Consider the following 14664-nt stretch of genomic DNA (forward strand, 5'->3'; position numbering starts at 1 on the left):
AACACTAGGCCCTGTCGTCCACCGTCGTGATCACGTCCTTCGGGCTGAACCCGCCCTCGCCGCGCGTCCCTCACCAGAAGGGCGCTGCTCACCGGCCGGTGTGCTCGACCGGGCGACCATCGGGGACCGCCCTTTCCTCGCCGTGCTTCCCCGCGCGCCCCACCGTGTGGCCCTCTTGGACCGCGGCCGGCCGGCCGTTAGCGTGCCCCCGCACGGGTCTGTTGTTACCACCGAGCTGTGGGGGCACACGTGAGCCGACCGTCACGACGCGCACTGCTGGGAACCGCCGGAGCGATCGGGGCGGGGGCGGCGCTCGGCGGAACCGGGTACGCCGCCGGGCGGTCCGCACACCGGGCCGGGCGGGCCCCGGCCTGGGACACCGGCCCGGCGCAGGCGGCGCTGGCCCGGCTGCTGCCCGGCCACGCCGATCAGTTCACGCTGGTGCCGCTCGGCGCCGAGGACACCACCGACCGGTTCCGGGTCGACGGGACGGCCGGCCGGATCACCGTGGCGGGGACCTCCCCCGCCACCCTGCTGACCGGCGTCCACTGGTACCTCAAGTACACCTGCCGGGTCCATCTGTCCTGGGCGGGCGACCAGGTGGCGCTGCCCGCCAGGCTGCCCGCGCCCCGCTCCGCCGTGGAGCGGGACAGCACCGTGCCGCACCGGTTCGCACTGAACGACACCCACGACGGGTACACCGCCCCGTACGCCGACTGGGCGCGCTGGGAGCGGCTGATCGACGTCCTGGCGTTGCACGGCGTGAACGAGGTGCTGGTCACGCCGGGCACCGAGGCCGTTTACCACCGGCTGCTGACCGGGTTCGGGTACTCCGACGCGGAGGCCCGCCGCTGGCTCCCGGCGCCCTCGCACCAGCCGTGGTGGCTGTTGCAGAACATGAGCGGGTACGGGGGGCCGATGAGCCCCGAACTGCTGGGCCAGAGGGCCGAGTTGGGGCGGCGGATCAACGGACGGCTGCGGGAGCTGGGGATGCGGCCGGTACTGCCCGGGTACTTCGGTACCGTTCCGGACGGTTTCGCCGTCCGGAACCCCGGCGCCCGGACCGTCCCGCAGGGCACCTGGTCGGGCCTGAAGCGCCCCGACTGGCTGGATCCGCGGACCGGAGTCTTCGCCGAGGTCGCCGCCGCCTTCTACCGGGAGCAGGAAGAACTCCTGGGGCCTGCCGGGCACTTCAAGATGGACTTGCTGCATGAAGGCGGTGATCCCGGTGACGTGCCGGTGGCGGAGGCGGCGCGTGCCGTCGAGCGGGCGCTGCGCACCGCGCACCCGGACGCCGTCTGGGTGATCCTCGGCTGGCAGGACAATCCGCGGCGGGACCTGCTGGACGCCGTCGACCACGACCGGATGCTGATCGTGGACGGGCTCGGCGATCTGGACACGGTCACGGACCGGGAGCGGGACTGGGGCGGGGTGCCGTACGCCTTCGGGTCGATCCCCAACTTCGGCGGGCGCACCACGATCGGCGCGAAGACCCACATCTGGGCGGAGCGCTTTGCGGCCTGGCGGGACAAGCCGGGCAGCCGGCTGGTCGGCACCGCCTACATGCCGGAGGCCGCCGAGCGCGATCCGGCCGCCTTCGAGCTGTTCAGCGAACTGGCCTGGCGGGCGCGGCCGGTGGACCGTGCGGAGTGGTTCGACGGCTATGCCGCGTTCCGTTACGGGGGCCGCGATCCGCACGCCCGTGCCGCGTTCGCCGCGCTGCGCACCAGCGCGTACGAGATCGCCAGCAAGGACGGCCGGCCGCACGACTCCGTGTTCGCCGCCCGGCCCGGCCTGGCCGCCCGTTCCGGGACCACCTACGCCACCCACACCCCGGCCTTCGATCCGGCCGTCTTCGACACCGCGTTCGCGGCGCTGCTCGCGGTCCGGCCCGCGCTGCGCGGCAGCGACGCCTACCGCCACGACCTGACCGACGCCGCCCGGCAGGCGTTGGCCAACCGCTCCTGGCAGCTGATCGGGCAGCTCCAGGACGCCTACCGGCGCAAGGACCGGGCGGCCTTCCGGGCGCTGTCCGGGCTGTGGCTGCGGCTGATGCGGCTGAGCGACGAGGTCGCCGGGGCGCACCGGAACTTCCTGCTCGGGCCGTGGCTCGCGGACGCCAGGGCGAGGGCGTCCGGCCCCGAGGAAGAGGCCCGACTGGAGCATTCCGCAAGGGCGTTGCTCACCACGTGGGCGGACCGGGCCACCGCGGACGGCGGGGCGCTCGCCAACTACGCCAACCGCGACTGGCACGGCCTGATCTCCGAGGTCCACCTCCCGCAGTGGCAGGCGTACCTGGACGAGCTCGCGGACGCGCTGGCCGCCGGCCGCCCACCGAAGACCTTCGACTGGTACGCCTCGGAGGAGTCCTGGACCCGGGCGCGGACCAGCCATCCGCTGCGCCCCACCACCGATCCGTACCGCACCGCCCGGCGGGTCCACGACGTCCTCGCCACGGCCCCGTACCAGGGCACGCTCACGGTGACCGCCGACCCGGACGCGCTGCCTCCGGGTGGCCGGGCCACCCTGACCGCGGCGCTGCGCAACGAGAACGGCCTGCGGGCCACCGGTCGCGTCGACTTCGCGCTGACCGGGCCGTCGGCCACCGCCGACGGCCCGGTCACCCTGGCGTCCGTGCCGCCCGGCGGCACCGGCCGGGCGCGCTGGCGGATCACCGCCCCGGCCGGCCCGCCGAAGGAACCGCTGCGGCCCCTCCCCTGCCGCCTCACCGCCGACTACGGCCCCCGGGGCGAGCCCCGCATCCGCGCCACCCGGGACGCCACCCTCTTCGTCGCCGGGCCACTGGACGCGGACCTGCGGACGGTCACCACGAACGCGGCGGTCTTCGGGCAGCTCGGCGACCGCTTCGCGATCAACGGCTCCGGAGCGGATCTGTGGCGGTCCACCGCGGAGTTCGGCGCGCTGTACCGGCCGGGTGCCCTCGCGGTGGGCGGCGCGGTGACGGCCGAGGTGACGAGCCAGGAGGCGACCGCCCCGTGGGCCCGGGCCGGGCTGATCGTCCGCAACCGCCTCGCCCCGGCCGGCCCGGACGCACCGGACGCCGCCCTGGGCTTCCTCAACCTCTCCGTCACCCCCGCCACCGGCGTCGTGCTGTCCTACGACGCCGACGGTGACGGCCGGCTGGACAGCTACCGCCGGCTCGCCGGTGTCACCGCGCCCGTCCTGCTGCGGCTGACCCGCCATCCGGACGCCGGGCGCGCCGGTTCGTACACCGGCGCCTGCTCCACCGACGGCGGCGCGACCTGGCGGGAGGTCGCCACCGTGACCGTGCCCAAAGCGGCCGGCCGGCAGGACACCGGACTGCACCAGAGCGCCGCCAACTCCGGTACCGGGGACCGCGGTACGGCCGCGTTCCGTCACTGGACCGTCACTGGAAGCACGCCCGGCCACCGCGTACGCTGACCCGGAACCGCACCACGAGCGAGGGGACCCCGGTATGAGTGCCGCAGCAGAGAAGGAGTGGCTCTACGCCCTCGACATCTCCGACGCCGTCTGGCAGCGCCCGCCCGGTGACGCCGAGGAAGCGGTGGAGATCGCCTTCCTGGAGCGCGGCGCGGTGGCCATGCGGAACTCCACCGAGCCCGACGTGGTGCTGCGCTACACCGAGGCGGAGTGGCGGGCGTTCGTGCTGGGCGCGAAGGACGGCGAGTTCGACCTGGAGCGCTGAGCGCGGCCCGTCCCCGGGGGCCGGCCGGCGGCCGCCCCCGGGCCCGGTCACCCGTCGGGGCGCCCGCCCGCACCGGTGACCATCACAGGATTCACTCGTTTCACGGAACGTGAAACAGCAGCAGTCCTCCCCCGCGCGTCCGGACCGCACCCCCTCCGGCAGCCTCGCGGACATCGACGAGGTCATCGATGTCGAGCAGGCCGAGGCGGCGCTGGTCGAGTACTACCCCCGGCTGGTCCGGCTGGCCTATCTCGTTCTGCCGCCCGGCCGGAGCCGCAGCCGCCGGGTGCTGGCCGCCCACGGCGTGGTGCAGCGGACCCTGCCGCGTCAGCGCAGTTCCACCCGGGCCCTGGGGCTGCCGGGCCAGCGCGCCGGCGCGGAAGCGGCGATCGACCCCGGCTACGCCTTCGTCCGGATGCGGGTGCTGCGCGCGGCGCTGGCCGCCGCCCGGTCGCCCCGCCGGCTGCCGGCCCCGCCGCCGCTCCTCCCCCAGGTGTGGGGGCTGCGGCTGTTCCCCCGTTCCGGCGGCGCCGATGAACTCGCCCTGGACCAGGCGCTGTCGGCGCTGTCCGGGCCCGGCCGGGCCGCGTTCGTACTGCGCGATCTGGAGCGGCTGAGCCTGCCCGAGGCGCGCCGGGTGCTGGAGGCGGCGGGGGTGGCCGAGCCACGGGAGGCGTGGGACGAGGCGGAGCGGACCGCGCTGCCGGCCGGCAGCCGGGACCGGTCGCTGCTGGAGTCGCCGGAGTTCGACCCGTGCGCGCTGCAGGCCCGGCCGACGGATCTGATCCGGCGGCGCCAGAACGGCCGGGCGGTGCTGGCGGCCGGGGCCGCGGTCCTGGTGTGCGGGGCGCTGCTGGGGCTGCCGGGCGACGGCTGGGGCCCGGACGGCGCGGCCGCCCCGCCGTACGCCCGGAACTCCGCGTCCGAAGCCGCCCTGGACCCGGGCAGGTTGACGGTCACCTCGGCCACGGCCTGGAAGAGCGCGGCCCGCCAGGACTTCGCGGCCTGGCCGGCCCGCGGGGACCGCGTGCACGACAGGGCGCTGTTGCGCCGCGCGCTGGCCGTGTGGGCGCGCCCCGGCTCGGGGGTGCAGATGTCGGCCACACCCGGCACCCCGACCGGTCCCGCGGCGGGCCCGCCGCAGCTGCTCTTCGCGGGTGTGGTGGACCACGCGGTGGTGGTGCTCTTCCACGACGGTCTGCGGGTGGTCCGGTACGCCGAGGCGGCGGACGGCGAGGGCCAGGGCGAGGGCACCGGCGCGGCGCTGGACTTCGCCCGTACGGACGGCGCCGCGGCCGACACGGCGAGCGCCGTGGTGGCGAGCCGCACCCAGGGCAACGTCCGCTATCTGACCGCGCCGTGGGTGAAGGGGAAGGCCACGCTGGTCGATCTGACCAAGCCGGACGCGGCCGCCCAGCCGGTGCCCGTCGGGCCGGACGGGCTGACCGGCCCGGTTCCGGTGCCCGGCGCGGACCAGAAGTGCACCGGCTGGCCGGCGCTGCGGGTCGGCGGCCGCCTCCTGACGGACCTCGGCGAGCTGACCCCGGCGCGGCTGACGTACGGCAGGCCGCGCAAGCCGGGTGAGGTGGCCGCCCCGCAGGCCAGGGCGGCGTGGGCGCGGACGGCCTGCCAGCTCGCCGCGGTCCGCGGTCAGGGCGTGCGCAGCGTCAACGCCTGGGAGTTCGCCCGGCAGCCGCTGCCGGGCGGCGCGGGCGTTGCGGCCTGGCTGTGCACCCGCGCGGAGACCTGGCGGGGTGCGGGCAGCCGGACGCTGGCCCAGATCCAGACCCCGCCGCCGAACGGCAAGCCGTACGCCCCCGGCGCGGTGACCGCCCGGGCGGAGGGCGGTACGGCCTGCGGTCCGCGGGCGCCGCGGGCGCTGGCCGGGGTGCTGTGGAAGGCCCCGGCCGGCCAGTGGTGGCTGCTGGCGGCCGGCAGCGACCAGGTCACGTCGATCACCGCGTCCGGTGCGGTGCACGGCGAGGCTCCCGGCCGGTTCCTGACGCTGCCGGCGAAGGCGGGCGACAGCGCGGAGCTGTCCGGCCGGCTGGCCGACGGCCGGAAGACCGACGCGGTGGGCTGACCGTAGGGGCGCTGGATTTTCGTCGTACGAGGGGTATCGGCAACTCCTTACCCGCCAGTACATTGACGTCATGTCTAACAAGGCCTCGTTGCGGCCCCAGCCGGTCGCGTCCGAGCACACCCCGCTGAAGGCCCGCAACGTCGCCTTCGACTGGGCGGGCACCCCGTTGCACTGGATCCCCGGCGACCCCGCCAGCGCCCATACGATCAATGTGCTGCACCTGCTGCTGCCGGCCGGCGAGCGCTGGTTCGTGCACGTCTACAAGCAGGCGCTGCCGTACGTCCGCGATCCCCGACTGCGCGCGGACGTCCTGGGGTTCATCGGCCAGGAGGCGATGCACTCCCAGGCGCACGACGAGGTGCTGCCGCACCTCAAGGACCAGGGGCTGGACCCGACCCCGTACACCGCGCAGGTGGACTGGCTCTTCGAGAAGCTGCTCGGGGACCGCACTCTGCCACCGGGCCGGGCCCGCCGGTGGTGGCTGCTGGAGCGGGTGGCCCTGATCGCCGCCATCGAGCACTACACCGCCTTCCTGGGCGACTGGGTACTCAACGCCGAGGCGCTGGACGCCAGGGGCGCCGATCCGACCATGCTCGACCTGCTGCGCTGGCACGGCGCCGAGGAGGTCGAGCACCGGTCCGTCGCCTTCGACCTGTTCGTGCACCTCGACGGCGGCTACCGGCGCCGGGTCCGCACCTGGGCCACGGCCTTCGGCGCGCTGGTCTTCCTGTGGCAGCGCGGCACCCGCTTCTTCATGGAGAACGACCCCACGCTGACCGACGGGCGGGCCACGTTCCGGGAGTTCTTCCGCGGCGGGCGGGACGGCGTGCTGCCGACCGCGGGGGCCATGGCCCGTTCCATCCCGCAGTATTTGAGCCGCGGCTACCACCCGTCCCAGCACGGCAGCACCGCCCAGGCCGCGGCCTTTCTGGCCGGTTCCCCCGCGGCCACCGCGGCCGAGGCCCGTACGTCCGGGGGTGCCTGAGATGCCGCGCATACGGACGGTCGTCGCGGTGGGTGCGGCGGCCCTGGTCGTCCGGCGGGCGCTGCGCCGGCGGGTGCAGGCGTCGCCGCTGTGGCCGCTGCCGGCCCTGGAGGAGCCGGTCTCCGGCCGCGGCCGGGCCGGTGCACGCACCGACCACACACGACGGCTGACGGTCGTGGAGCGGACGACGGAGGCCGAGGGAGTGCTCCGCCTCCGTCTGGAGGGCAGCGATCTGCCCGCGTGGGAACCGGGCGCGCACCTGGATCTCGTACTGCCCTCCGGCGCGGTCCGCCAGTACTCCCTGTGCGGCGACCCCGCGACACCGGATGCCTACACCCTCGCCGTCCGGCTCATCGAGGACGGCCGGGGCGGCTCGCGCGAGGTCCACGAGCAGCTGCACGAGGGCACGGAGGTGGAGGTCCGCGGCCCCCGCAACCGCTTCCCGCTCGCCGAGCGCCACGCCTATGTCTTCATCGCGGGCGGCATCGGCATCACCCCGATCCTGCCGATGGTCCGGCAGGCCGAACGGGAGGGGGTGCCGTGGCGGCTGCTGTACGGCGGGCGGTCCCGGGCCTCGATGCCGTTCCTGGCGGAGGTGGAGAAGCTGGCGGGGGCCGGTGCGGGCCGGGTGACGGTGGTCGCCGAGGACGAGGACGGCCGCCCCGACCTGGCCGCGCTGCTCGCCGGTGCGCCCCCGCACGCTGCGGTCCACTGCTGTGGCCCGCAGCCCCTGATGGACGCGGTCGCCGCCCTGCTGCCCGACGGGCCGGACGGCCTCACCCTGCACACCGAGCGGTTCGCGCCGGCGGCTCCCGCGGCGGCCGGCGCGCAGCTGCCGTTCGAGGTGGAGCTGCGGCGCACCGGCCGTACGGTCACGGTGCCCGCGGGCGAAAGCGTCCTGCGGGCGATCCGCGACCAGGCCCTGCCGGACCTCCCGTACTCCTGTGAGCAGGGCTTCTGCGGTACCTGTCAGCAGCGGGTGCTGGCCGGCGAGGTGGACCACCGCGACGAGCTGCTGACGGACGCCGAGCGCGGCGACTCGTTGCTGATCTGCGTCTCGCGGGCGCGGGGCGGCGAACGGCTGGTGCTGGATCTTTGATTCCGTGCCGCGCCCCGGGTCGTTAGGGTGGTCCGCATGACGACCGGGGCGCGGCGCAGGATGGGCGTCGAGGAGCGGCGCGATCAGCTGATCGCGGTCGCCCTCGGCCTGTTCAGCCACCGCGCGCCCGAGGACGTGTCGATCGACGAGATCGCCGAGGCGGCCGGGATCTCGCGGCCGCTGGTCTACCACTACTTCCCGGGCAAACGGCAGCTGTACGAGGCCGCGCTGCGGCGCGCGGCGGAGGAGCTGACCGCCCGCTTCGTGGAACCGCACGAAGGGCCGCTCGGTGCCCGCCTGTTGCGCGTCATGGAGCGGTTCTTCGACTTCGTCGACGAGCACGGCCCCGGCTTCTCCGCGCTGATGCGCGGCGGCCCGGCGATCGGCTCGACCCGTACCAGCGCCCTGATCGACGGCGTCCGCCAGGCCGCGTACGAGCAGATCCTCGGCCATCTCGCCCTCACGGACCCGCCGCCGCGGCTGGAGTTGGTGGTGCGCTCGTGGATCTCGCTGGCCGAGACCACCGCCCTGCTCTGGCTGGACGGCCGCCGGGTGCCGCGCGCCGAGCTGGAACGCCAGCTCGTCCATGATTTCGCCGCGCTGGCGGCGGTGAGCGCGGCGTACGACGACCGGATGGCCGGGATCGTCCGCGGCATCCTGGCGGACGAACCGGCGGACGGGATGTTCGCGGACCTGGTGGGCCGGTTGATGGCGCTGCCGCAGCCTGTCTAGGACGCGCCGGCCGGGGCGGTGGCGGTGCGGCCGCCCCCTGGGGCTCGGGGGCGGCCGCACGGTTGAGGTCTAGGCCTTGCCGGTGAGGCGGGCGAACACCACCACGTTGTCCGGGTAGTAGTGCTTGCCCTGGTCGTAGTCCCCGCCGCAGGTGATCAGGCGGAGGCCCGCGTGGTCGAGGTTCTGGTAGACCTCCACGGTGGGGAACTTGTTCTTCGGGTACTGGGCGACCCGGTCGACCGTGAACTTCGCGGTGCTGCCGTCCTTCCGGGCGACGTCGATGGTGTCCCCGCGCTTCATGGACGACAGCTTGCGGAACACCGACGGGGTGCCGTTCCAGGTGACGTGGCCGGCGATGACGGCCGGCCCGCGGGCTCCCGGCGTCGGCCCGGGCCGGTACCAGCCCGCCTTGGCCGGATCGCGCGGGGTCTCCATCGTCCCGTCCGGGTGCTGTCCCAGCGTCTCCAGCGTGGACGACACGTTCAGTGCGGGGATGGAGAGCCGCACCGGGTCCGACGCCGGCATGCTCGCGGCGGCGGCGCCCGGTCCGTCCGCCCCGGCGGACGCCTCGTCGTGGGCGGCGTGACCGCCGCCCTGGCCCTGCGGTTCGGCGGGGAGCGACCGTTGTGCCGGGGCCTGGTCCCCGCACCCGGCGAGCAGTACGGCCGCCACCGCCGCGGCGAGCGCACCGCCGAGGGCCCGGCGCCGGGTGGTCACGGCGGCCCTGGTACGGGTGCTCATGCGGCGGCCCCGCCGTTCTCGCCGTGTACCGGGGCGAGGGATGCCCGGCGGCGGCGCAGGAGGACCAGTGTGCCGGTCGCCGCCGCGGCGGCGGTCCCGCCGGCGCCGATCAGCGCGACCGGAACGTCCGTACCGGCGGGCGGGTCCACGGGCCCGGTCCCGGTCTCGACCCCGCCGACCGGGATGGACCCGACGGCGGCGCCCTGGACCTCACCGCAGTCGGTCGGGGCGGTGGCCTCCTGGGGGAGTTTCGGGTCGAGTTCGCTCTTGCCCGCGCCGTCGAAGTCGTACTTGTTGTTGCCGTTGCGGTCGATGCCGTGCTGGACGATGTGCAGGTCCTTGATGTGGTCGACCACGTCCTGGGAGACGGTGAGCGTGCGCTCGTAGGAGAGCTTGCCCTGGGCGTCCGCCGTCGGCATCCGGTCCACGGCGAGGCCGCTCTTGGCGTCGGTGGAGCCCTGGGTGGTCAGCGAGATGTTGATGTCGCCGTACTGGACCGTGGCCTCGGTGTTGTTGATGACGCCGTCGCCGTTGGTGTCGGCGCTCGGATCCGGGCAGTGGAAGTCGTGCCCGTCGGTGGAGCCGTGGAGGTGCTGGGCGTGGGGCTGCCCCGGGACGAGCCCCTCGGACTCGATCTTCACGGTGAGCTGGTTGCCCTTGAGGCTGAGCATCGCGACGCCCTTGGCACCGGAGTTGTTCAGCTGTGCCAGGTTGATCTGGTAGGCCCCGTCGGCGGCGGCAGGGGAGGCGGCCGCGACCGTGAGGGCCAGGGCGGCCGGCAGAGCGGCCAGTGCGGCGAGGCGGCTGGTGCGCGTGGGGATCACGTTCGTTCCTTTCCGACGGCCCTCCACGGCGGAGGCCCGCATCATCCAGGTGCGAAGCGACACCTCGGCGAGGTATCACCCTCTTATTCGCAGCGCAGGCCTCCCAGGGCGGCTCGGGCGGAAAATTTGTCGCTACGGCACAATTCCGCGCATGGCAGAGAAGATCACTTTCCGGATCGCGGACGACGGCGATCCGAAGGTCCTCGTCGCTCTGTACGACGCGGCCGCACGGTGGATGCAGCGCTCCGGCATCGAGCAGTGGAAGCCCGGGGGGAAGAGCGAGGAGCACTTCCGGCTGCGGATCAAGGAGGGCGAGGTCTGGCTCGCGGAGGCCGGCGGGCACATAGCGGGCGGCTATGAGCTGTGGTGGACGGACGAGCCCGCGTGGGGGCCGCAGCCGCCGGAGGCGGGGTATGTGCACCGGCTGATGGTGGACCGGGAGCGGGCGCCGGCGGGGACCGGGCGGGCGATGCTGGCGCATGCGGAGCGGCGGATCGCCGAGGCCGGCCGGACCTGGGCGCGGCTGGACTGCCTGGCGTCCAATCCGCGGCTGCGGTCGTATTACGAGGGTGCCGGGTACACGGTCGTCGGGGAGCAGCCGTGCAAGGAGGGCGGCGGCGGAAGTCCGTACGCCGTCACCCTCCTTGAGAAGCGGCTGGGTGGTTGAGCGGCTGGGTGGTTGAGCGGCTGGCTGGTGAGCCGGTCGGCCCGGGGGCCGGCGGCGAGGGCTCAGCTGCGGTGGAAGACCGCGACCGTGTAGGGCGGCACGGTGAAGGTGCCGGTGGCCCCCGTGTACGAGGCGGTGGCGGTGGTGAGGTCCGTGCCGTGGGCCTGGACGGGGTGCAGGGCGTAGGGGTGGCCGGCCAGGGCCGCGACGGTCTGGTGCTGTTGCTGCGGCGTGGCGTTGAAGACGACCACCAGGTTGCCGAGGCGCATGGTGAGCACGCCGGGGGTCTCGTCCTTCCCGGAGAGGGGGAAGGAGAGCTGCGACTGGACTTCGGCGGCGGTGCGCAGGCCGAAGGCCGGTTCCGTGGCGTGGATGCGGAGGAGGTCGCGGTAGGCGGCCGAGGCGCCCTGGATGGTCGCGCAGTCGGGGCGGAGGGCCGGGTCGGCCAGCAGCGGCTTGGCGTAGGGCCACTTGTCCTTGTTGTCGGCGGCCGGCGGCAGCCCGCGGCCGAAGCCGTTGCCGTCCGCGCAGTTCCAGTGGAGGGCGTTGAACCAGTCTCCGCTGTTGAAGGAGTTGCGGTCCAGGGACTTGGAGCGGAGGAGGTCCGAGCCGGCCTGGGAGAGCGCGGGGCCTTGCGAAAGGGCCGCGGTGGCGAGTGCAAGAACTTGCAGGCGGGCGCGGTCAGTTGGGCTGGTTCCTTGCGGAAGCTTGTAGGCGAGGGCGTCGTAAAGGGTTTCGTTGTCGTGCGCATCGGCGTACGCGAGCGCATCGCCGGGGGCGGCGGCGTACCCGGCGGCGGCGCCGTTGTAATCGACCTGTGAGCCCTTGACGCGGTGGCCGGCGGTGTCGGTGAAGGTGTAGTCGGCGAGGTTGCCGGTGAGGCCGACCTTGAGGAGGTCCTGGTAGTGCAGGAGCCGGGCCCGCTGGGCGGCCGGATCGCCGTTCGCCGGTGAGGAGTTGGGGGCGGTGTAGAGGCCGGAGGCGAAGCCCTGGACGCGGGGGTCGGCGTCGAAGGGGCCGCCGCCGCGCACCGCGTCGCGGGCCCGGTCGCTGAAGGTGGCGATGCCGGTGCCGGCCATGTTCGCCTGGGTGGCCTGGACGAAGCGGGCGTCGTTCGCGGCCTCGCCGAAGTTCCACCCCTCGCCGTAGAGGATGATCTTCTTGCCGTCCACGCCGTCCCGGGCCGGGGTGAGCGCGTCGAGAGCCTTGCGGACGGCGAGGATGTTGGCCTTGGGGTGGTGTCCCATGAGGTCGAAGCGGAAGCCGTCGACCTTGTACTCCCTGGCCCAGGTGACGACCGAGTCCACGACGAGCTTGCCCATCATGGTGTGTTCGGGTGCGGTGCCCGAGCAGCAGGTGGAGGTGGCGACCGTGCCGTCGTCGAGCAGCCGCTGGTAGTAGCCGGGCACGATGCGGTCGAGGACGGAGTGCGGGTCCTGGCCGGCGGCGGCGGTGTGGTTGTAGACGACGTCCATGACGGTGCGCAGCCCGATGCCGTTGAGGCCCTGCACCATGCGGCGGAACTCGACGGTGCGGGCCGGGCCCTCGGGGTCGGAGGCGTACGAGCCCTCGGGCACGGTGTAGTGCAGCGGGTCGTAGCCCCAGTTGTACGCGTCGCGGGCGGCGGACCCGTTCACGCACTCCTGCTGGCTCTCGGAGTCGGGCCCGTAGGAGGCGAGGTCGCAGCGCGGACGGTCCTGGTCGGCACGCTTCTCGGGGACGGTGGCGCCGTCAAAGGCCGGCAGCAAGTGGACGTAAGACGTTCCGGCGGCTGCAAGGGATTTCAGGTGCCGCATGCCGTCGGAGCGGCGGTCGGTGAAAGCGAGGTACTGGCCGGGGTGGCGGGAGGTGCGGTCCTCGACGGAGAAGTCGCGGAGGTGCAGTTCCTGGATGCGGGCCCGGCGCAGCGGCACGGCGGCGGGCTTGCGCAGGTCCGCCCAGCCCTTGGGGGCGAGCCGCGGGTCGTCGAGGTCGACGACCAGGCTGCGGGCGGAGTCGGCGGTCAGGGCGGTGGAGTAGGGGTCGGTGACCTTGTTGGTGACGGTCCGGCCGACCGTGGGCGCCCAGACGGTGACGAGGTAGCGGTAGGGCTTTCCGGCCCAGTCGCGCTCCCCCTGGACGCGCCAGACGCCGCTGCGGTCGTCGCGCCGCATCGGGACGGTACGGCCGTCGAGTTCCAGGGCGACGGTGCGGGCGGTGGGTGCCCATACGGAGAGGGTGGGGCGTCCGTGGTGGAAGACCGGTCCGAGTGCGGCGTGCCGGGCGTGCGTGCCGTAGAGGTCGTCGAGAACTCCGGGTATCTGCACGCCGGTTGTGGTGTGCCGCCCGTCCGCGGTGCGCTGGGTGGCGACCAGGCGCCCGCGCAGCGCCGTACGGGCGAGGCCGCGGTCGCGGGGGTCGACGGTGAAGGCCGGATAGCCGGACAGGTGCGGGAAGGCGGCCCGTTCGGCGGGGGTGAGGCTGCCGGGGGTCAGCCGGATGCGCTGATCGGCCGCCGCTGCGCGGCCGGTCGCGAACTCCAGCTGGGCATCGGTCCGTTCCGCGCCCTTCCAGATCACCGTGTCGCGGTCGATCCACTGCGCCAGGGCCGGTTGCGGGCCGGACGGGGCGGCGTGGGCCGGCGGCGCGGCCGGTGCGGCGAGGAGGCCGGTGGCGCCGAGGGCGACGGCGAGGACGGCGGCCAGGCGCCGGCCGGGCCGGCGTGGGGCGGAGGGCCGTGCGGTGGAGGACATGGCTCATGGTTCTATCCGCGACGATCCAGCGTTGCAAGACCTTACGCAAGACATTGCAAGGGTGTTACGTTGCTGGCACAGCCGGTCCGGCCGGCCGGAGGCCCACCACAACGGGCCCTACGCGCCCGGCCGGCCGGACCGGCCCCCATCCCGGTGAAGTGGCGCTGAAGTGGCGCAATGTCACCCGTACCGCCGCACGGACCGCGTCAGTGCGCCGCGGGCAGGGAAGTCACCCCGCATGATCGACGACCCTGGGCACCACACCGACGGCAGACCGGACCACGACGACGCGACCCGCCGCTACTACGAGACCGGCGATGTCGACGCCTTCTACGACGCCGTCTGGGGCGGTGAGGACATCCACGTCGGCATCTACGCCGAGGGCGACGAGCCGATCGCGGAGGCCTCGCACCGCACCGTCGAGCACACCGCGGACAAGGTCGCCGACCTGCTCGGCCCGCACGCCACCGTGCTCGACCTCGGCTCCGGATACGGCGGTTCGGCCCGCGCACTCGCCGCCCGCTTCGGCTGCCGGGTCGTGGCCCTCGACCTCAGCGAGTCACACAACCGGCGGCACCGCGCGGCCAACGCCCGGCGGGGCCTCGACGATCTGATCGAGGTCGTCACCGGCTCCCTCAACGACCTGCCCCACGAGGACGGACGGTTCGACGTCGTCTGGTCCCTGGAGGTGCTCTGCCATGTCGAGGACCGGGCGGGCGCGCTGAGCGAGGCCGTACGCGTACTGAGACCGGGCGGCGCCCTGGTGTTCTCGGACATCATGGCCGCCGAGGAGCCCCCGGCCGAGGCGGTACGCCCCGCGTTCGCACGGCTCGGCGTACAGACCCCCGCAACACCGGCCTTCTACCTGGAGCAGCTCTCCCGCCTCGGCCTCAAGGGCGCCGACTTCGAGGACCGCACCCCGGACCTCGCCACCCACTACGCCCGCCTCGACGAGGACGTCCACCGGCGCGCGGCCGAACTGCGGGACCGCATCAGCCCGGCCTACGTCGACGACCTGCTGGCCAACCTCGCCCTCTGGACGGACGTCACCCGCCGCGGCCGGCTGCGCTGGGGCCTCTTCCACGCCCGACGCCCCGCCGTCGTCTGAGGCCG

Annotated in this window: 11 protein-coding genes; 8 read left to right on the top strand and 3 right to left on the bottom strand. The window is 74.3% G+C overall.

What is annotated here, in order from left to right:
- The first annotated feature begins 249 nt into the window (after nt 1-249).
- The 6 genes from AB0G35_RS21585 to AB0G35_RS21610 all read left to right on the top strand — a co-directional run bounded on the left by AB0G35_RS21585 (nt 250) and on the right by AB0G35_RS21610 (nt 8587).
- Complete coding sequence (locus AB0G35_RS21585) at nt 250-3423, top strand: alpha-N-acetylglucosaminidase TIM-barrel domain-containing protein (protein WP_360951655.1); 3174 nt, start codon at nt 250-252, stop codon at nt 3421-3423.
- 34 nt (nt 3424-3457) lie between these two features.
- Nucleotides 3458-3688, top strand: coding sequence for a DUF397 domain-containing protein (locus tag AB0G35_RS21590; protein ID WP_030414810.1), 231 nt, complete (start codon nt 3458-3460; stop codon nt 3686-3688).
- A gap of 109 nt (nt 3689-3797) precedes the next feature.
- Entirely contained in the window at nt 3798-5771 is a 1974-nt protein-coding gene (locus AB0G35_RS21595; RefSeq protein WP_360951658.1) for a hypothetical protein, read from the top strand.
- A 70-nt stretch (nt 5772-5841) separates the two neighbouring features.
- Nucleotides 5842-6756, top strand: a complete 915-nt coding sequence (locus tag AB0G35_RS21600; protein ID WP_360951660.1) for a metal-dependent hydrolase — start codon at nt 5842-5844, stop codon at nt 6754-6756.
- 1 nt (nt 6757) lies between these two features.
- Complete coding sequence (locus AB0G35_RS21605) at nt 6758-7855, top strand: PDR/VanB family oxidoreductase (RefSeq protein ID WP_360951663.1); 1098 nt, start codon at nt 6758-6760, stop codon at nt 7853-7855.
- Nucleotides 7856-7891: 36 nt separating this feature from the next.
- Nucleotides 7892-8587 carry a TetR/AcrR family transcriptional regulator gene (locus AB0G35_RS21610; protein ID WP_360951666.1) on the top strand — a complete coding sequence of 232 codons (696 nt, stop codon included), beginning with the start codon at nt 7892-7894 and terminating at the stop codon, nt 8585-8587.
- 69 nt (nt 8588-8656) lie between these two features.
- On the opposite strand, the gene AB0G35_RS21615 is transcribed toward AB0G35_RS21610, so the two are convergent.
- Both AB0G35_RS21615 and AB0G35_RS21620 read right to left on the bottom strand, forming a co-directional pair.
- Entirely contained in the window at nt 8657-9328 is a 672-nt protein-coding gene (locus AB0G35_RS21615; protein ID WP_360951670.1) for a class F sortase, read from the bottom strand.
- Entirely contained in the window at nt 9325-10152 is an 828-nt protein-coding gene (locus AB0G35_RS21620; protein WP_360951673.1) for a hypothetical protein, read from the bottom strand. The genes AB0G35_RS21615 and AB0G35_RS21620 overlap by 4 nt, the downstream gene beginning before the upstream one ends.
- Nucleotides 10153-10303: 151 nt before the next feature.
- On the opposite strand from AB0G35_RS21620, the gene AB0G35_RS21625 reads away from it, so the two are divergent.
- The gene (locus AB0G35_RS21625; RefSeq protein ID WP_360951676.1) at nt 10304-10819 is read left to right on the top strand and encodes a GNAT family N-acetyltransferase; all 516 of its coding nucleotides are present in this window, start codon (nt 10304-10306) and stop codon (nt 10817-10819) included.
- A gap of 62 nt (nt 10820-10881) precedes the next feature.
- Here the strand turns inward: AB0G35_RS21625 and pulA are convergent, their stop codons facing one another.
- Entirely contained in the window at nt 10882-13551 is a 2670-nt protein-coding gene (pulA, locus tag AB0G35_RS21630) for a pullulanase-type alpha-1,6-glucosidase (RefSeq protein ID WP_360951679.1), read from the bottom strand.
- Nucleotides 13552-13789: 238 nt separating this feature from the next.
- Between pulA and AB0G35_RS21635 the strand changes: the two genes are divergently transcribed.
- A complete protein-coding gene (locus tag AB0G35_RS21635; RefSeq protein WP_360951682.1) occupies nt 13790-14659 on the top strand; it encodes a methyltransferase domain-containing protein in 870 nt (289 codons plus the stop codon).
- The last annotated feature ends 5 nt before the right edge of the window (nt 14660-14664 follow it).

Origin of the sequence: Streptomyces sp. NPDC021749, assembly GCF_040640655.1 — a bacterium.
Taxonomy (GTDB): Bacteria; Actinomycetota; Actinomycetes; order Streptomycetales; family Streptomycetaceae; genus Streptomyces.

Coding starts and splice junctions, on each gene's coding strand:
- AB0G35_RS21590 (WP_030414810.1), top strand. CDS start 3,458: ATGAGTGCCGCAGCAGAGAAGGAGTGGCTCTACGCCCTCGACATCTCC.
- AB0G35_RS21600 (WP_360951660.1), top strand. CDS start 5,842: ATGTCTAACAAGGCCTCGTTGCGGCCCCAGCCGGTCGCGTCCGAGCAC.
- AB0G35_RS21605 (WP_360951663.1), top strand. CDS start 6,758: ATGCCGCGCATACGGACGGTCGTCGCGGTGGGTGCGGCGGCCCTGGTC.
- AB0G35_RS21610 (WP_360951666.1), top strand. CDS start 7,892: ATGACGACCGGGGCGCGGCGCAGGATGGGCGTCGAGGAGCGGCGCGAT.
- AB0G35_RS21615 (WP_360951670.1), bottom strand. CDS start 9,328: ATGAGCACCCGTACCAGGGCCGCCGTGACCACCCGGCGCCGGGCCCTC.
- AB0G35_RS21625 (WP_360951676.1), top strand. CDS start 10,304: ATGGCAGAGAAGATCACTTTCCGGATCGCGGACGACGGCGATCCGAAG.
- pulA (WP_360951679.1), bottom strand. CDS start 13,551: ATGTCCTCCACCGCACGGCCCTCCGCCCCACGCCGGCCCGGCCGGCGC.
- AB0G35_RS21635 (WP_360951682.1), top strand. CDS start 13,790: ATGATCGACGACCCTGGGCACCACACCGACGGCAGACCGGACCACGAC.